This window comes from Microbacterium sp. NPDC087591 (assembly GCF_044743625.1).
GTDB lineage: Bacteria > Actinomycetota > Actinomycetes > Actinomycetales > Microbacteriaceae > Microbacterium.
In genome coordinates this window covers 590,407-605,055 of sequence record NZ_JBIUWU010000002.1, presented here as the reverse complement: position 1 = coordinate 605,055, position 14,649 = coordinate 590,407, and the positions used below count along the sequence as shown (strand labels likewise).

Sequence of the window (14,649 nt, the reverse complement as noted above, 5' to 3'; positions counted from 1 at the left end):
ATGGCCACCGAAGAAACCCTCGTCCTCGTCAAGCCCGACGGCGTCGCGCGCGGCCTGACCGGCGCGATCCTCGCCCGCATCGAAGCGAAGGGCTACGCGCTCGTCGACATCCGCCTCGTGGAGCCGGATCGCGACCTGCTCGCCGAGCACTACGCAGAACACGAGGGAAAGCCGTTCTACGAGCCGCTCCTCGAGTTCATGCTCTCCGGCCCGTCGGTCGCCATCCGTCTCGCGGGCAACCGCGTGATCGAGGGCTTCCGCTCGCTCGCGGGAACGACCGACCCGACCACCGCCGCACCCGGCACGATCCGTGGCGACTTCGGTCGCGATTGGGGCCTCAAGGTGCAGCAGAACCTGGTGCACGGTTCCGACAGCCCCGAGTCCGCGGCGCGCGAGCTCGGCATCTGGTTCGACTGAGCCCGCTCACACGAAGGCCCGCCCACTTGAGAAGTGGGCGGGCCTTCGTCGATCTCACGGCAGGCGTCAGAACAGGATCTTGACCATCTCACCCAGGAAGTCGAGACCCTGGAGTTGCGCGAGCAGGATGATGATCGCGTAGGAAACGATCGTCAGGAGCGGCACCCAGGCCATCAGCTTGTCTGCACGAGCCTGGGCCTTCTCGTTGCTGGTGAACGTTCCGTTGCGCGTGAGGTGCAGCATCGTGGCGAAGAATGTCGGGATCGTGACGGCCCAGGTGACCATGCACCACGGGCACAGGACGAACAAGTCGTACAGGCTCTGGCCGATCAACCAGCAGACGAGTCCGAACGCAAAGGTGATCCCCACACCGAAAGCTGCCCAGAACCAGCGAGGGAAGCGCGCCCCAGCCAGGATCGCGACGCCGACGACGAGGGGTGCCATCCAGCCGGTGAGTCCCATGATCGGGTTCGGGAACCCGAACACGGACCCCTGCCACGACTGGAGGTTGGTGCTGCACTGGATGAATGGGCTCAGGTCACAGGAGAGGGCCTCTTGCGGGTTCTCCAGAAGAGCGAACTTCTCGACTGTGAGCTGGAAGGCGGCGAACCAGCCCACCACGCTCGCGATGATCAGCCAGACGGCATAGATGACGGGGCGGGTGCGCTGCTCGCTCATATGTGGATTATCTCAGCGACGGCTATGTATGCGGCGTGAACGCACCGGGGAAAACACCGCGTCGGAGACGAGATGCCACGATCACGGCCACATGATGCGATAATGGCCTGTGATGCGATGAGCGGCGCCGCCGTCACACGTATTGACGCAGACTTCGGGGCCCCATGCCCCAGCGATCAGAGCCATGAGCCGGTCGCAGACCGAATGAGTTCGCGACACCTGCGGGTGACGCATGAGATTTCGTGGAGCACCTAGTGCCCGCGCAGGGAGCAAGCCAGAGATGGCCGACGAGAACAATGACAACAACACCCCTACCCTCGACTTCCCGGCTGACGCCGCGGATCAGCTGACGGAGCCCACCGCTCCCGACGCCGAGGGCGTGTCCGAAGAGGCAGTGGAGAACTCCGCCGACTCCGACGCGAACGTCGAAGAGGTGAGCGCCTCCGTCGAGGAGGACGCCGCCCCGGCGGCGGAAGAGGCTCCCGCAGACGAGGCGCCGGCAGAGAACGCTCCTGCTGAGGAAGCTCCTGCTGAGGAAGCTCCTGCTGAGGAAGCTCCTGCTGAGGAAGCTCCTGCTGGCGAGACTCCCGCAGAGGACGCTCCCGCCGAGGAAGCTCCGGCTGAGGAGGCTCCCGCCCAGGACGCTCCCGCTGCCGAGGCCCCCGCTCCGGCCGAGGCGCCCGCCGCTCCCGCCCCGGTCACCGCGGTCTCGCTGGGCCTGCTGCCCGAGGTCTTCGTCTCGCAGGTGTCCACGCAGCTCCACTTCTACGCACCGGCGATCGTCCCGCTTCCCGCCCGCCCTGAGCGCGAGCGCGTCTTCGACCGCATCGCCGAGCGCGAGCAGCCGCAGGAGGAGTCGACCTCGGCTCGCCGCGGTCGTCGCCGCCGCGGAGGTTCCGACGCAGATGACCAGCGCGACGAGCCGCGCCAGCGTCAGCGCGTCGTCGAGTACATCACCGAGCCGAAGGCCATCAAGGGCTCCACGCGTCTCGAGGCGAAGAAGCAGCGCCGCCGCGACGGTCGCGATGCCGGCCGTCGCCGCCCGGTCGTGACCGAGGCCGAGTTCCTCGCCCGTCGTGAGTCCGTCGACCGCATGATGGTCGTCCGCTCCAAGAACGGTCGTACCCAGATCGGCGTCCTGGAGGACGGCGTTCTCGTCGAGCACTACGTGGCCCGCAACCAGGACGCGTCGTTGATCGGAAACGTCTACCTCGGCCGCGTGCAGAACGTGCTCCCGAGCATGGAGGCCGCGTTCGTCGACATCGGTCGCGGCCGCAACGCGGTGCTCTACTCCGGCGAGGTCGACTGGGACGGCGTCGAGACCGGCAACCAGCCCCGCCGCATCGAGCTCGCTCTGAAGCCGGGCGACCGTGTGCTGGTCCAGGTCACCAAGGACCCGGTCGGGCACAAGGGCGCGCGCCTGACGAGCCAGATCTCGCTGCCCGGCCGCTACCTCGTGTACGTGCCCGGCGGGTCGATGAACGGCATCAGCCGCAAGCTCCCCGACAACGAGCGCGCCCGCCTCAAGCGCATCCTGAAGGAGGTCCTGCCGGAGTCCTCCGGCGTGATCGTCCGCACGGCTGCCGAGGGCGCCACGGAAGACCAGCTCACCCGCGACGTGCAGCGTCTCACCAGCCAGTGGGAGCACATCCAGAAGCAGGTCGAGAACCAGCAGGCTCCCGCACTGCTGCACGCCGAGCCGGATCTGCTCGTCAAGATCGTCCGTGACGTCTTCAACGAGGACTTCACGAAGATGCTCATCCAGGGCGAAGAGGCTCAGCGCACCATCCGCGCCTACCTCGAGAGCGTCGCGCCCGACCTGCTCGAGCGTGTCGACTCCTATGAGGACGAGACCGACCCCTTCGACGCGTTCCGCATCACCGAGCAGATCGAGAAGGCCCTCGACCGCAAGGTCTGGCTGCCCTCCGGCGGCTCGCTCGTGATCGACCGCACCGAGGCCATGACCGTGGTCGACGTCAACACCGGGAAGTTCGTCGGCTCCGGCGGCAACCTGGAGGAGACGGTCACCAAGAACAACCTCGAGGCCGCGGAGGAGATCGTCCGCCAGCTGCGTCTGCGCGACATCGGCGGCATCATCGTCGTCGACTTCATCGACATGGTGCTCGAGTCGAACCGTGACCTCGTGCTGCGCCGTCTGATCGAGTGCCTGAGCCGTGACCGCACGAAGCACCAGGTCGCAGAGGTCACCTCGCTCGGCCTCGTGCAGATGACGCGCAAGAAGCTCGGCCTCGGCCTGCTGGAGACCTTCAGCGAGGCCTGCGAGGTCTGCGCCGGTCGCGGCGTGATCGTGCACCACGACCCCGTCGTGAAGCACCGCTCCAGCGGCAATGGGAACAGCAACGGCGGACAGAGCAACGGCAACAACCAGAGCGGACGTCGCCAGCGCGGCGGTAACGGTGGCGGTCAGAGCCAGAGCGCCCCGCCGGCCGCCACGGTGACCCACAGCATCCCCGAGGGAGCGAAGTCCGCGCTCGCGCAGATCGCCGCCTCGACACTCGCTCCGAACGCCGAGCCCGCTGAGCCGGCGATCGAGCTCCCTGAGGCGACGACCGAGGCTCCGGCCAAGGCGGAGCGTCCCAAGAAGGCTCGCAAGAAGCGCGGAGCGGACCGCAACGGTCCGAAGTCACCCGCTGAGCAGCTGCTCGACTCGGTGCTGGACGCTCTCCCTGAGCCCAAGGCACCCGGTCAGGGGCGTGGACGCCGTCGGGTCAGCACGGCTGCCCTCACCGGCACTCCGGTGTCGGTGAACGGTGAGAGCTCAGCGCCGGTCGCGGGCGGGGACTCTGAGTCCTGAGCCGATCAGTCGTCTCACCAGCTCCTTGCCGCCGACGTGCTGAGCGCCGGCTGCGAGGAGCCGGGGGATGATCTCCTCCGGAACGTCGTAGTGATCGAGGTCGAACGCGCGTGCGGGCAGATCGTGCGCTCGCGCGAAAGCGTGCAGTTCGTCCAGGTTGTCGTCGCTGACCAGGTGTGCCCAGAGTCGACCGTGGGCGGGCCAGAGCGGGTCGTCGACGAGTATCGTCATATTGTCAGCCTATGGCCGGACACACCCCGCGGCTCGCTTTGCGGCAGGGTCCGCCATCCGGTAAAGTAGTCCCTTGGTGCGTATGCCGCCCCGTCCTCGTCGGTCGGAGTGGAGAGCCTTGCGTTCGCACCCGCCGCCCGCGGTGCATGCAAGCAACAGTCTTCCCGTGAGATTCTCGGAGCGATTTGCTCCCCAACGAAACAGGTATGAAGTGGTTTACGCAGTAGTGCGCGCCGGTGGGCGGCAGGAGAAGGTCGAGGTCGGCACGATCGTTCAGCTCGATCGTGTGAAGGCTGCCCAGGGCGAGAACATCGAGCTCGCAGCTGTGCTGCTCGTCGATGGCACCTCCGTGACCACCGACGCTGACAAGCTCGCGAAGGTCAAGGTCACGGCTGAGGTCATCGGCAACCTCCGCGGCCCGAAGATCATCATCCAGAAGTACAAGAACAAGACCGGCTACAAGAAGCGTCAGGGCCACCGCCAGGAGCTCACGCGCGTCAAGATCACCGGCATCAAGTAAAGACCGAGGAGACCAGGACATGGCACATAAAAAGGGCGCAAGCTCCACCCGTAACGGTCGTGACTCCAACGCACAGCGCCTCGGCGTGAAGCGCTTCGGCGGTCAGCAGGTCAACGCCGGCGAGATCATCGTCCGCCAGCGTGGCACGCACTTCCACCCCGGCGTGAACGTCGGCCGTGGCGGAGACGACACGCTGTTCGCCCTGGCCGCCGGTGCGGTCCAGTTCGGCGCCAAGGGTGGCCGCAAGGTCATCAACATCGTCGTCGCCGAGTAATCGCAACACGACACACAATCATCCGGTTCGGGGCGGGCTTCGGCTCGCCCCGTCCGTGTATCTGAGGGGAACTCGACATGGTCAGCTTCGTCGACACCGTGACGCTGCATCTGCGCGCCGGCAAGGGCGGGAACGGCTGTGTCTCGGTCCACCGCGAGAAGTTTAAGCCGCTCGGCGGTCCTGACGGCGGGAACGGCGGAGACGGCGGAGACGTCGTGCTCGTCGCCGACACCCAGACCGGCACGCTGCTGTCGTACCATCACTCGCCGCACCGCTCCGCAGGGAACGGCGGCCCGGGCATGGGCGACCACCGTGCGGGTTTCATGGGGGAGGATCTCGAACTTCCCGTGCCGGTCGGCACCGTCGTGAAGTCGCCCGACGGCACGGTCCTGATCGACATGATCGTCCCGGGGGAGCGCTTCGTCGTCGCCGCCGGAGGTCAGGGCGGTCTCGGCAACGCCGCCCTCGCGTCGCCGAAGCGCAAGGCCCCTGGTTTCGCGCTGCTCGGCACGCCGGGCTACGAGGGCGACGTCGTCCTCGAGCTCAAGACCGTGGCCGACGTCGCGCTGGTGGGCTACCCGTCCGCGGGCAAGTCGAGCCTGATCGGCGCCATCTCGGCCGCACGGCCGAAGATCGCCGACTACCCGTTCACCACGCTGCACCCGAACCTCGGTGTCGTGCAGGCCGGCGAATCGCGCTACACGGTCGCCGATGTGCCCGGTCTCGTCGAGGGCGCCAGCGAAGGTCGAGGCCTCGGCCTCGAGTTCCTGCGTCACGTCGAGCGGTGTTCCGCGCTGCTGCACGTGTTGGACTGCGCGACGCTCGAACCGGGTCGCGACCCGATCTCCGACCTCGATGTGATCCTCGGGGAGCTGGCCGCGTACGAGGTGCCGGAGGGGCAGACGCCGCTTCTGGAGCGTCCTCAGCTCATCGCGCTGAACAAGATCGACGTGCCGGAGGCTCGCGACCTCGCCGAGCTCGTGCGCCCCGATCTCGAAGCCCGCGGTTTCCGCGTGTTCGAGATCTCCACGATCTCCCACGAGGGACTGCGTCCGCTGACCTTCGCGCTCGGCGAGATCGTCGAGAAGCACCGCGCCGAGACCGTCGTCGAGGTGCCGGAGCGTATCGTCATCCGTCCTCGCCGCTCCAAGAAGGAGTTCACCATCCGCGTGGAGGGTGGCACGTACGGCAACGTGTACCGGATCCTCGGCGAGAAGCCGGTGCGCTGGGTTCAGCAGACCGACTTCCAGAACGAGGAGGCCGTGGGATACCTGGCCGATCGTCTGGAGCGTCTCGGCGTCGAGGACGAGCTGTTCCGCGTCGGGGCCGTTCAGGGCTCGACCGTCGTGATCGGCGAGGCCGACAGCATCGTGTTCGACTGGGAGCCGACGATGACCTCGGCCGCTGAGCTCATGACGGCGCCGCGAGGGACCGACCCTCGACTCGCACCGAACTCGCGCCGCACCACGTCCGAGCGTCGTGAGACCTACTACGAGCGCATGGATGCCAAGGCCGAAGCCCGAGCAGAGGTGGAAGCTCAGCGTCTCGCCGCCTACCGAGGAGACGACGAGTGACCGCACGGTCGCGGGCCGACCTCGCCACCGCCTCACGCATCGTGGTGAAGGTGGGATCGTCCTCGATCAGCGGCGAGTCGTCCTGGCGCATCCCCGTGCTCGTCGAAGCACTGGCGGCCGCGCACGCGCGCGGCGCCGAGGTGGTGCTGGTGTCATCCGGCGCGATCGCCACCGGCATCCCCTTCCTGCAGCTCGATGCGCGGCCCACGGACCTCGCCACGCAGCAGGCGGCCGCTGCCGTCGGCCAGACGATGCTCGTGTACCGGTATCAGGAGTCGCTGCGGCCCTTCGAGATCGTTGCAGGGCAGGTGCTCCTGACGACGGGCGACCTCGAGAACCCCACGTCGCGCAGCAACGCGCGCCGCGCCATGGAGCGGCTGATGGGGCTGCGGGTGCTGCCGATCGTGAACGAGAACGACACGGTAGCGACGCAGGAGATCCGGTTCGGCGACAACGACCGTCTGGGGGCCCTCGTCGCGCAGCTGATCCAGGCGGACGCACTGATCCTGCTCAGCGACATCGAGTCCCTTTACACCAAGCCCCCGACCGATCCGGGAGCCGAGCCGATCGACATCATCGCCGCGGACGCGGATCTGAGCGGACTGGAGTTCGGCGCCACCGTCGTCAACAGCGTCGGCACCGGGGGAGCGGCGACCAAGGTCTCTGCCGCCCGTCTCGCCGCCGCATCGGGCATCGGGGTGCTCGTCACCAGCGCCGACCTGGTCGACAAGGCCCTTGCCGGGGACGAGATCGGCACCTGGTTCGAGCCCGCCGTCTGACCGCGTCACCGCGGGTGTCATGCTCCGATCCTAGTGTGCGCCCACGCTCTAGACTGGGCGGATGACCGACCAGACCCCTCAGGTGCGTCTCGAGCGCGCAAAGGATGCGTCCCGCGCGATCGCCGCCCTCACCAGCGACGACAAGGCGCGCGCCCTCGAGTCCATCGCCCTCGCACTGGAGTCGAACGCGGCACCGATCATCGAAGCCAACGGGCTCGACATCGCCCGGGGCCGCGCGGACGGCATCGGTGAGTCGCTGATCGACCGCCTTCGTCTGGACGCGAAGCGCGTCGCGGCGCTCGCCTCCGCGGTGCGGCAGGTCGCCGCACTTCCCGACCCGGTCGGCCGCGTGGTCGGCGGGCACCGGATGCCGAACGGCGTGGCTCTCGAACAGGTGCGCGTGCCGTTCGGCGTGGTCGGAGCGATCTACGAGGCGCGACCCAACGTCACGGTCGACATCGCCGCCCTCGCTCTGCGCTCCGGCAACGCTGTCGTGCTGCGGGGAGGGAGTGCCGCGCACGAGTCGAACACGGTCCTCGTACGCATCATGCGCGAAGCGCTGGAGTCGGCAGGCGTCACCGCCGAGGCGATCCAGACGGTCGATGATTTCGGTCGAGAAGGCGCGAAGGCGCTCATGCACGGCCGGGGATTCATCGACGTCCTGATGCCCCGCGGCAGCGCGGGGCTGATCGAGACCGTCGTGACCGAGTCCACGGTGCCTGTCATCGAGACCGGCGCGGGCAACGTGCATATCCTTCTCGACGAGAGCGCGCCCGACGACTGGGCGCGCGACATCGTCGTGAACGCCAAGGTGCAGCGTCCGAGCGTATGCAACGCCGTCGAGACCGTTCTCGTGCACCGCCAGGCGGCGCCGCGGCTGATCCCCCTGGTCGCGAGCGCGCTGCAGAGCGAAGGCGTCGCCGTGCACGGTGACGACATCGTCGCCGGACTCGTGTCGAACGTCATCCCCGCCACGGAGGAGGACTGGGCGACCGAATACCTCAGCCTGGACGTCGCGATCAAGGTCGTCGATTCACTCGACGAAGCGCTCGACCACATCCGCCGCTACAGCACCGGTCACACCGAATCGATCATCTCGACGGACGCGCGCAACATCGAGCGCTTCCTCGCCGAGGTCGATTCAGCCGTCGTGATGGCGAACGCCTCGACCCGGTTCACCGACGGAGCGGAGTTCGGCTTCGGAGCCGAAGTCGGCATCTCGACGCAGAAGCTGCACGCACGCGGTCCCATGGGCCTGGCTGAGCTGACCAGCACCAAGTGGCTGGCGCGTGGATCAGGGCAGACGCGCGGCTGAGGGCTAGACTGGGGGACGCTGTACCGTACCCGGTCATGAAACGGAGCCCCGATGAACCTCGTCGCACAGATCGCGATGGCCGCTGCCGAAACCGAGCACCATGGCAACGTCGCCCTCGAGACCGTCATCTTCGGAGTCATCGCGGCGATCGTGTTCGCATTCCTCGGCCTGGTGACGCTGTCCTACAAGAACGTCGCCAACCGTCACTCCGCGAAGGCCGAAGCCTGGGCGGCGAAGCACGGCAAGGACAGCCACGGGGCGGGACACGGCCACTAGGCCCCCATGAATGCAGCGACCTCGCGTGCTCCACGCATCGGCGTGATGGGTGGCACGTTCGACCCCATCCACCATGGGCACCTGGTCGCCGCCAGCGAGGTGGCGCATTCCTTCGATCTGGACGAAGTCGTCTTCGTCCCGACAGGGCACCCGTGGCAGAAGTCGGGGGTCACGCCCAGCGAGCACCGTTACCTGATGACGGTCATCGCGACGGCCTCGAACCCGCGGTTCACGGTCAGCCGCGTCGATATCGACCGTGAGGGCCCGACCTACACGATCGACACGCTGAAGGATCTGAAGCGCGATCGTGAGGATGCGGAGCTCTTCTTCATCACCGGCGCCGACGCCGTGGCGCAAATTCTCAGTTGGAGGGACCATGATGAGTTGTGGGAGTTGGCCCATTTCGTCGCGGTCTCTCGCCCAGGACATGTCCTGAGTACTGACGGCCTCCCGAGCGACAACGTCAGCCAACTGGAAGTGCCGGCCCTGTCGATCTCATCGACGGCCTGCCGTGAACGCGTTCGCGACGATCAGCCGGTCTGGTACCTCGTCCCCGACGGTGTCGTCCAGTACATCGCGAAGCATCATCTGTATCGGAGCAAGGCATGAGTACATCGGATCAGCAGGAGCAGGGTCCGCTGACGCGTAAGCAGCTGAGGGAGATCCGACTGACGGGTTCCACGCCGGTCATCACCCCCGAGGATGCCGCTGCGGCGGCCACGGCCGATGTGGTCGTGCCCCCGGTTCCGCCACTTCCCCAACCCGTCGAGCCGGTCGCTCCCGCTCCCGCGCCTGCCGCCGAGAGCACCGCAGACGCCGGCCATGCCCCGCTCACCCGTCGTCAGGCTCGCGCTCAGGAGCGCGTCCGCACGGCTTCCGTTCCGGTGATCGGTGCCGGCGATGACACCGAGAACGCATCGGCAGCCGAGTCCGCGACGGAGGAATCCACGCCCGAGGAGCCCGCAGCCGAGGAGCCCGCAGCCGAACAGGCTCCGGTCGCGCAGGAGACTGCTGTCGTCGACGAGGCGGCCATCGTGTCGGCCGTCCCCGACTTCGTTCGCCCCGTGCCTTCGGATGCCGGTGACGACGACGAAGGCGTCGATGACATCGCAACGGTCGAGCCCGTGAGCGCGGTGAGCGCCGCTGACTCGATCGGCGAGGTCCCACTCGAGGTCGTCGACGAATCCGCAGACGACGTCGCGGCTCTCGGACTCGAGAGCGACGCGGACCCGGACGACGTGCTCGCCGATGTCACGGATGCACACGACGACGTGCTCCAGGATGAACGTCCCACCGTGAACCCCGCCTTCGGAGAGGAACTCCTTGGCGAGCCGGTGGAAGCCCCCCAGCCCTTCACCCCTTCGTTCGACGAGCTTCTCTCGGTCGGCGATTCCACCGGCTCTCAGCACATCGCGCCGAGCGCCCTGATCTTCACGCCGTCGCCCGGTGAAGGATCCCTCTCCGGACCCGTCGCCTCCACCGGCGAGATCCTGGTCACGGGTTCCTACGAACTGCCTCAGGGCATCGGTTCGCAGGGGCACGCGCATGGCACCACCGACGGCAAGGAGGTGGACGCCGTGCTCATCGACGGCGAACTGCCTCCCGCGTCATCACCCACGCCGATCGCGGCGAGCTCCGCGGTCAGCACCATCAAGCCCGCCGGCGAGGTGATTCGTCCCCCCGCGCCTGAAAAGGGCAACAAGCTCATGCTCATTTTGGCGATCACGGCCGGCGGCCTCGCGCTCGCCCTGGGCGTCGTCCTCATTTTCGCCTTCACTACGAATGTGTTCTGATGCAATCACCTGAAACTGCCGAAGAAATGCTGCGCATCGCCGCAGACGCCGCTGCCTCCAAGGGCGGTGAGGACCTCGTCGCCCTGAACGTCTCGGAACCGCTTCCGCTGGTCGACATCTTCCTTCTCGTCACCGGTAACAGCGAGCGGAACGTCGCCGCGATCGCCGACGAGGTCGAGGACAAGCTCCTGGAGTCCGGCCACAAGCGTGTGCGCCGTGAAGGGCGCGCGGAATCGCGCTGGATCCTGCTGGACTTCGGCGATCTGATCGTGCACGTGTTCCACCAGGAGGAGCGGGTCTACTACGACCTCGAGCGCCTCTGGAAGGACTGCCCGGTCGTTCCGATCGAGCTCGCTGAGCCCGTCGCGGGAGAGTGACCTCCTGAAAACGCCGCCCCCGGACTGCGCGAGCAGCACCGGGGGCGGCCTCGTGTTTCAGGGCGGATCGCGGGAGTGCACCGGTCTCCGTGAAGGCTGTGCTCGCCCCGACCGTGGTCACGGGGACGATCCTGTCAAGGGGCTATCCTCTCGCGCACGCTGCCCGCACACTCGTCTGTGGGGGACGAGGTCTGGGAGGGCTGAGAAGAGATGTCTGACGTACCGGATCCGAGATGCGCGCTGCGCCGAGTTTCACGATCGGAGTGGGTGATCAGCGACCTGCGCTACCCGCCGGATGACTCTCGGCACGCTGTCGCGCGCGTCTACGAATTGGACGACACCGAGGTGGAGGTGGTCTGGCTGCGCGATCTGCCGTTGGCCACCCGGTACGGCTCCGCCTTGGCGGTGCTCGACGATGTTCAGCGGATGCTGAGCGTCAGCAGGGCGACCCGGCCAGTGGCCATCCCGCATCTGCCGCCGCCGCCCGCTTAGGCGCAGGAACTCGCGGCGTTCGTCTTCGGCTCGGCCTGGTGACCGGGGAGCCGTCCATGCTTTCAAGCGCCATCGCACGGTTCCCGGTGGTGAGAAGGATCAGACGGTACAGGCCGTCGTCGGGATCGAGATCCAGATGTCGTCGTTCGCACCCGCGGGGTTGGCCGAGATCGCCGCCCCGGGCACGACGAACTGGTACTGGAACACCGTGGGACCGCTCGTGAGGGCCGTGAAGTCCACGGAGTAGGTCTGCGCCGTCACGGTGGCGACGTTGTTCGCGATCGGCAGCTGCGCGCCGCCCGGAAACTCCGGAACGCTCGCTCGCGTGTTCCCCGTCCAGAGAGTCTGGCCGCCGACGAGGACCGACACGCGCTGCGGCCGGGAGCGGGACATCTGGTTGTTGCCGTAACCGGCGCGCACGGTGAAGACGAAGGTGTACGTCGCTCCCGCAACGGCTTCGAATGTGGTGGCCGTGCGCGACGTGGCGTACGTCGCGCCCCACCCCTGTACGTGATTGTCCGCTTCCGATTGGAACAGATGGACTCCGGGGGTCAGCGTCGTGTTCCAGCGGTTGCTTCCGTTGCCGAGGGCTCCCGACACCAGTGATGCAACGGTCCACAGCGACGAATCCGAGATGTCCGGGCAGATGAATGCCGGGGTCGATGCGCCCTCTCGGGGCGCGGCGATGGCTGCCGCGATGACCGGAATCGACCAGGCGGCGGAGCGCACCACGGTGCGTCGCGTCGGGCCGGAGAGCGGTGTGGTCTGATCGTTGGTGTCCGGGCGGGGCATCGGGTCTGTCTCCTGCGTGGAGCGAGCATGGACAGTCTCCTGCTCTGGCGTCCGCAATTCTTCCCGCTCGATCCCGCAGATGCGACGGTGCGGCCATTGCGCCTTCGTTGCGCCCTCCCGCGGCCCGGATTCGCGGGGCTGTCGATCCCGCTGCGCCGGCATCGCTGCGCGGGTCCGCTGCCGCGCGGAGACGGTGCGCGCTGTTGAACGCTGGATGGTCCACGAGATAGAGCGTGCCCATCGCGCGCGAGTGCGGAACAGGTTCGCGCGCCGTGCAGCGCGGACACCGTCACCACGATGATGGGTCGGGGATGGACTACTCCGGGGCCGACCACGCGCCGTAGCGGGCGTCCATGCCGGTGAGGCTGACGCCGGCCTGACCGGCATTCGTCGCGCCCAGCGGTTCGAGCTCATCCGCCGCCGACCTCACGTCGACGGCGGTCTCCTCGTCAGCGGCGCCTGCGGTGATCACAATCGTGTTCGGCTCCCACGGCAACGTGCCCCAGATCGACTGCACGACCGCATCGAGCTCATCCGGGGTGAACGGGACAGCCGTGTCCATCTCCAGGCCGACCGAGAGCCGGTGACCGAGCCCGTTCATGGACTGGTCCAGCTTGTCCACCTCCACCACTCGCGGCACGGCAGCTGCGATGGCCGTGGCGACGTCCCCGTAGTCGACCGGCTCACCCGTGTCGCTCCCCACGGAACATCCGGACAGCGCTCCGCCCAGCAACATGCCCACGACACCGAGGGTGAGAACCCGTCGATGACCGGCGGATCGGTTCATGTTCATTCGCTCCACGGTGGTCGGAGGTCGGCTCGGGCCGCCGGGAGGCGGTATCGATGCTCTCCATCCGCGTGGTGACCGAGATATCCAGGATCGAGCCTAACGCCCGCGCCCGCGGGGTCCGTGGGTGGGCAGATGCCGCCACGCGCCGCCGGCGACACCGGGGAGAGCCGTGGTGAGGCGATCAGAGCTGCCCCGAGTCTCCGCGGGACGTTCGGCGACACGCGTAGGCGGTGGGCCTCGTGAGACCCGCGGAGTGGGATGACAGAATTCTCCGATGAGCGATCTCCCATCGACATTCCTCCCCGCTCCTCCGCGTGTGCGCCGTCCGGTCCCGCGATCGATGCGTGATGCCGACGGCACACGGGCACAGAACGGGATGGTGCGCGCGGGTGGCATCGTCGAGGTGGGGGACGCGTGGAAGGCATGAGCTCCGTCGAGTTCGACACCTCCGCCCTGAGCGGGCAGATCGAGAAGACGGCGCACGTTCGCCCGCCGGAGGGCCCGATCCAGGGGAGCGCCGCCGAAGAGCTGTCGGTGCCGCGGCTCGTGATCAGGGTCGTCATCCAGGTTCTCGGGTTCGGCGTGCTGGCAGCGCTCCTGGTCATGCTCGTCCAGCTGATCTGCGGCGGGGAGGGGATGAACGTCCTCACCTGGATCATCGCCGCGTTCATGGTGACACCACTCGCGATCGCACAGATCAGAGCGTTCCAGGCGCGCCGATCCGAGCTCGACGACCTCGCACGCCGACTTCCGCGGTTTGCAGCGGACAATCACTTGAGTCACGTCGCCGCCGTGCCGGCGGCGCAGCATCCCGTCACCCGTTTCCGCGTCGGCGGGCCACTTGCGATCAGAGATCTGCTGCGCTCGACCGAGGGATCCGGGATGGAGGTGGGCACCTATCACTTCGAGCGGAGCATGGGGCGTTCGATGGTGGAGCACAGCTCGAGCTACGTCGCGCTGGATCTTCCGTCCACGGTGCCGACGATGACCATCGTCACGAAGCTCGGCGACGTGTGGAGCCAGCCGTCGGTCCGCCACGACGCGCAACATCCGCTCGACATCGATGTCGACTTCGACGCGTCCTTCAGCGTGTGGTGCCAGCCTCAGGCTGATGCGGCCGTCCGAAGGCACCTGACACCGCAGGTGCGTGACGCGCTGCGCGAGGTGGCAGGAGCGTGTGACGTCGAGGTGGACTCGGGGCGGATCTACGTGATCGCCCGGAAGACCCTGCCGTTCACGGACCCGGTCACCTGGCGCTGGGTCGGCGATGTCGGTCATCTTGTCGCCCTGCTGTCGCAACCGGATGTCCCGATCTCCGTGGAGACGACAACGGGATGGAAGAGCCGCGATGTCGAGCGCGCGGCCCTCTTCGCAGCACCCAGGTCGGGACGAGGCCTCATCATCGCGCTTCTGGTGGTCGTTCTGGGGCTGGCTGCTGCCGCTGCGACCGCCGTGTGGAGCTGACGCGGGAGTGTGCGCGACATCGGGTAGCGGAGCCGCTCCTGCACATGCGTCGTTCGTGCGTG

The 14,649-nt window shown here is 67.6% G+C and carries 18 protein-coding genes; 14 read left to right on the top strand and 4 right to left on the bottom strand.

From position 1 onward, the window contains the following. Positions 1-417 (top strand): nucleoside-diphosphate kinase, encoded by a 417-nt coding sequence (gene ndk, locus ACIOVG_RS13550; RefSeq protein ID WP_017830321.1) that lies wholly within the window; start codon positions 1-3, stop codon positions 415-417. A gap of 66 nt (positions 418-483) precedes the next feature. On the opposite strand, the gene ACIOVG_RS13545 is transcribed toward ndk, so the two are convergent. Further along, the gene (locus tag ACIOVG_RS13545) at positions 484-1,095 is read right to left on the bottom strand and encodes a vitamin K epoxide reductase family protein (RefSeq protein WP_247630421.1); all 612 of its coding nucleotides are present in this window, start codon (positions 1,093-1,095) and stop codon (positions 484-486) included. A gap of 280 nt (positions 1,096-1,375) precedes the next feature. Between ACIOVG_RS13545 and ACIOVG_RS13540 the strand changes: the two genes are divergently transcribed. Beyond that, on the top strand, positions 1,376-3,910 hold the full coding sequence (locus ACIOVG_RS13540; protein WP_400874257.1) for an Rne/Rng family ribonuclease: 2,535 nt from the start codon (positions 1,376-1,378) through the stop codon (positions 3,908-3,910). Here ACIOVG_RS13540 and ACIOVG_RS13535 read toward each other — a convergent pair. Next, a complete protein-coding gene (locus ACIOVG_RS13535) occupies positions 3,875-4,141 on the bottom strand; it encodes a DUF4031 domain-containing protein (RefSeq protein WP_400874254.1) in 267 nt (88 codons plus the stop codon). The two genes, ACIOVG_RS13540 and ACIOVG_RS13535, sit on opposite strands and share 36 nt — an antisense overlap. Before the next feature lie 211 nt (positions 4,142-4,352). Here ACIOVG_RS13535 and rplU point away from each other — a divergent pair, with 211 nt between their 5' ends. The 10 genes from rplU (at position 4,353) to ACIOVG_RS13485 (ending at position 11,541) form a co-directional block, all read left to right on the top strand. Next, on the top strand, positions 4,353-4,661 hold the full coding sequence (gene rplU, locus ACIOVG_RS13530) for a 50S ribosomal protein L21 (protein WP_170198084.1): 309 nt from the start codon (positions 4,353-4,355) through the stop codon (positions 4,659-4,661). Between the two features lie 19 nt (positions 4,662-4,680). Continuing rightward, the gene (rpmA, locus tag ACIOVG_RS13525) at positions 4,681-4,935 is read left to right on the top strand and encodes a 50S ribosomal protein L27 (RefSeq protein ID WP_400874250.1); all 255 of its coding nucleotides are present in this window, start codon (positions 4,681-4,683) and stop codon (positions 4,933-4,935) included. A 77-nt stretch (positions 4,936-5,012) separates the two neighbouring features. Further along, positions 5,013-6,509, top strand: a complete 1,497-nt coding sequence (gene obgE / locus ACIOVG_RS13520; RefSeq protein WP_400874247.1) for a GTPase ObgE — start codon at positions 5,013-5,015, stop codon at positions 6,507-6,509. Then, a complete protein-coding gene (gene proB, locus ACIOVG_RS13515) occupies positions 6,506-7,288 on the top strand; it encodes a glutamate 5-kinase (protein WP_400874244.1) in 783 nt (260 codons plus the stop codon). The genes obgE and proB overlap by 4 nt, the downstream gene beginning before the upstream one ends. Before the next feature lie 61 nt (positions 7,289-7,349). Further along, positions 7,350-8,603 carry a glutamate-5-semialdehyde dehydrogenase gene (locus ACIOVG_RS13510; RefSeq protein ID WP_400874242.1) on the top strand — a complete coding sequence of 418 codons (1,254 nt, stop codon included), beginning with the start codon at positions 7,350-7,352 and terminating at the stop codon, positions 8,601-8,603. A 51-nt stretch (positions 8,604-8,654) separates the two neighbouring features. Then, complete coding sequence (locus ACIOVG_RS13505) at positions 8,655-8,879, top strand: hypothetical protein (RefSeq protein WP_400874239.1); 225 nt, start codon at positions 8,655-8,657, stop codon at positions 8,877-8,879. Positions 8,880-8,885: 6 nt separating this feature from the next. After that, complete coding sequence (gene nadD, locus ACIOVG_RS13500; protein WP_400874237.1) at positions 8,886-9,488, top strand: nicotinate-nucleotide adenylyltransferase; 603 nt, start codon at positions 8,886-8,888, stop codon at positions 9,486-9,488. Then, the gene (locus ACIOVG_RS13495; protein ID WP_400874234.1) at positions 9,485-10,672 is read left to right on the top strand and encodes a hypothetical protein; all 1,188 of its coding nucleotides are present in this window, start codon (positions 9,485-9,487) and stop codon (positions 10,670-10,672) included. The genes nadD and ACIOVG_RS13495 overlap by 4 nt, the downstream gene beginning before the upstream one ends. Then, on the top strand, positions 10,672-11,049 hold the full coding sequence (gene rsfS / locus ACIOVG_RS13490) for a ribosome silencing factor (protein ID WP_400874231.1): 378 nt from the start codon (positions 10,672-10,674) through the stop codon (positions 11,047-11,049). The genes ACIOVG_RS13495 and rsfS overlap by 1 nt, the downstream gene beginning before the upstream one ends. A gap of 267 nt (positions 11,050-11,316) precedes the next feature. Next, positions 11,317-11,541 carry a hypothetical protein gene (locus ACIOVG_RS13485; RefSeq protein WP_247630395.1) on the top strand — a complete coding sequence of 75 codons (225 nt, stop codon included), beginning with the start codon at positions 11,317-11,319 and terminating at the stop codon, positions 11,539-11,541. Positions 11,542-11,640: 99 nt separating this feature from the next. Here the strand turns inward: ACIOVG_RS13485 and ACIOVG_RS13480 are convergent, their stop codons facing one another. Both ACIOVG_RS13480 and ACIOVG_RS13475 read right to left on the bottom strand, forming a co-directional pair. Beyond that, entirely contained in the window at positions 11,641-12,333 is a 693-nt protein-coding gene (locus ACIOVG_RS13480; RefSeq protein WP_400874228.1) for a hypothetical protein, read from the bottom strand. Between the two features lie 316 nt (positions 12,334-12,649). Continuing rightward, on the bottom strand, positions 12,650-13,126 hold the full coding sequence (locus ACIOVG_RS13475) for a hypothetical protein (protein WP_400874226.1): 477 nt from the start codon (positions 13,124-13,126) through the stop codon (positions 12,650-12,652). 271 nt (positions 13,127-13,397) lie between these two features. On the opposite strand from ACIOVG_RS13475, the gene ACIOVG_RS13470 reads away from it, so the two are divergent. Beyond that, a complete protein-coding gene (locus ACIOVG_RS13470) occupies positions 13,398-13,550 on the top strand; it encodes a hypothetical protein (RefSeq protein ID WP_400874224.1) in 153 nt (50 codons plus the stop codon). Next, positions 13,547-14,587, top strand: a complete 1,041-nt coding sequence (locus ACIOVG_RS13465) for a hypothetical protein (protein ID WP_400874221.1) — start codon at positions 13,547-13,549, stop codon at positions 14,585-14,587. The genes ACIOVG_RS13470 and ACIOVG_RS13465 overlap by 4 nt, the downstream gene beginning before the upstream one ends. Positions 14,588-14,649: the final 62 nt, after the last annotated feature.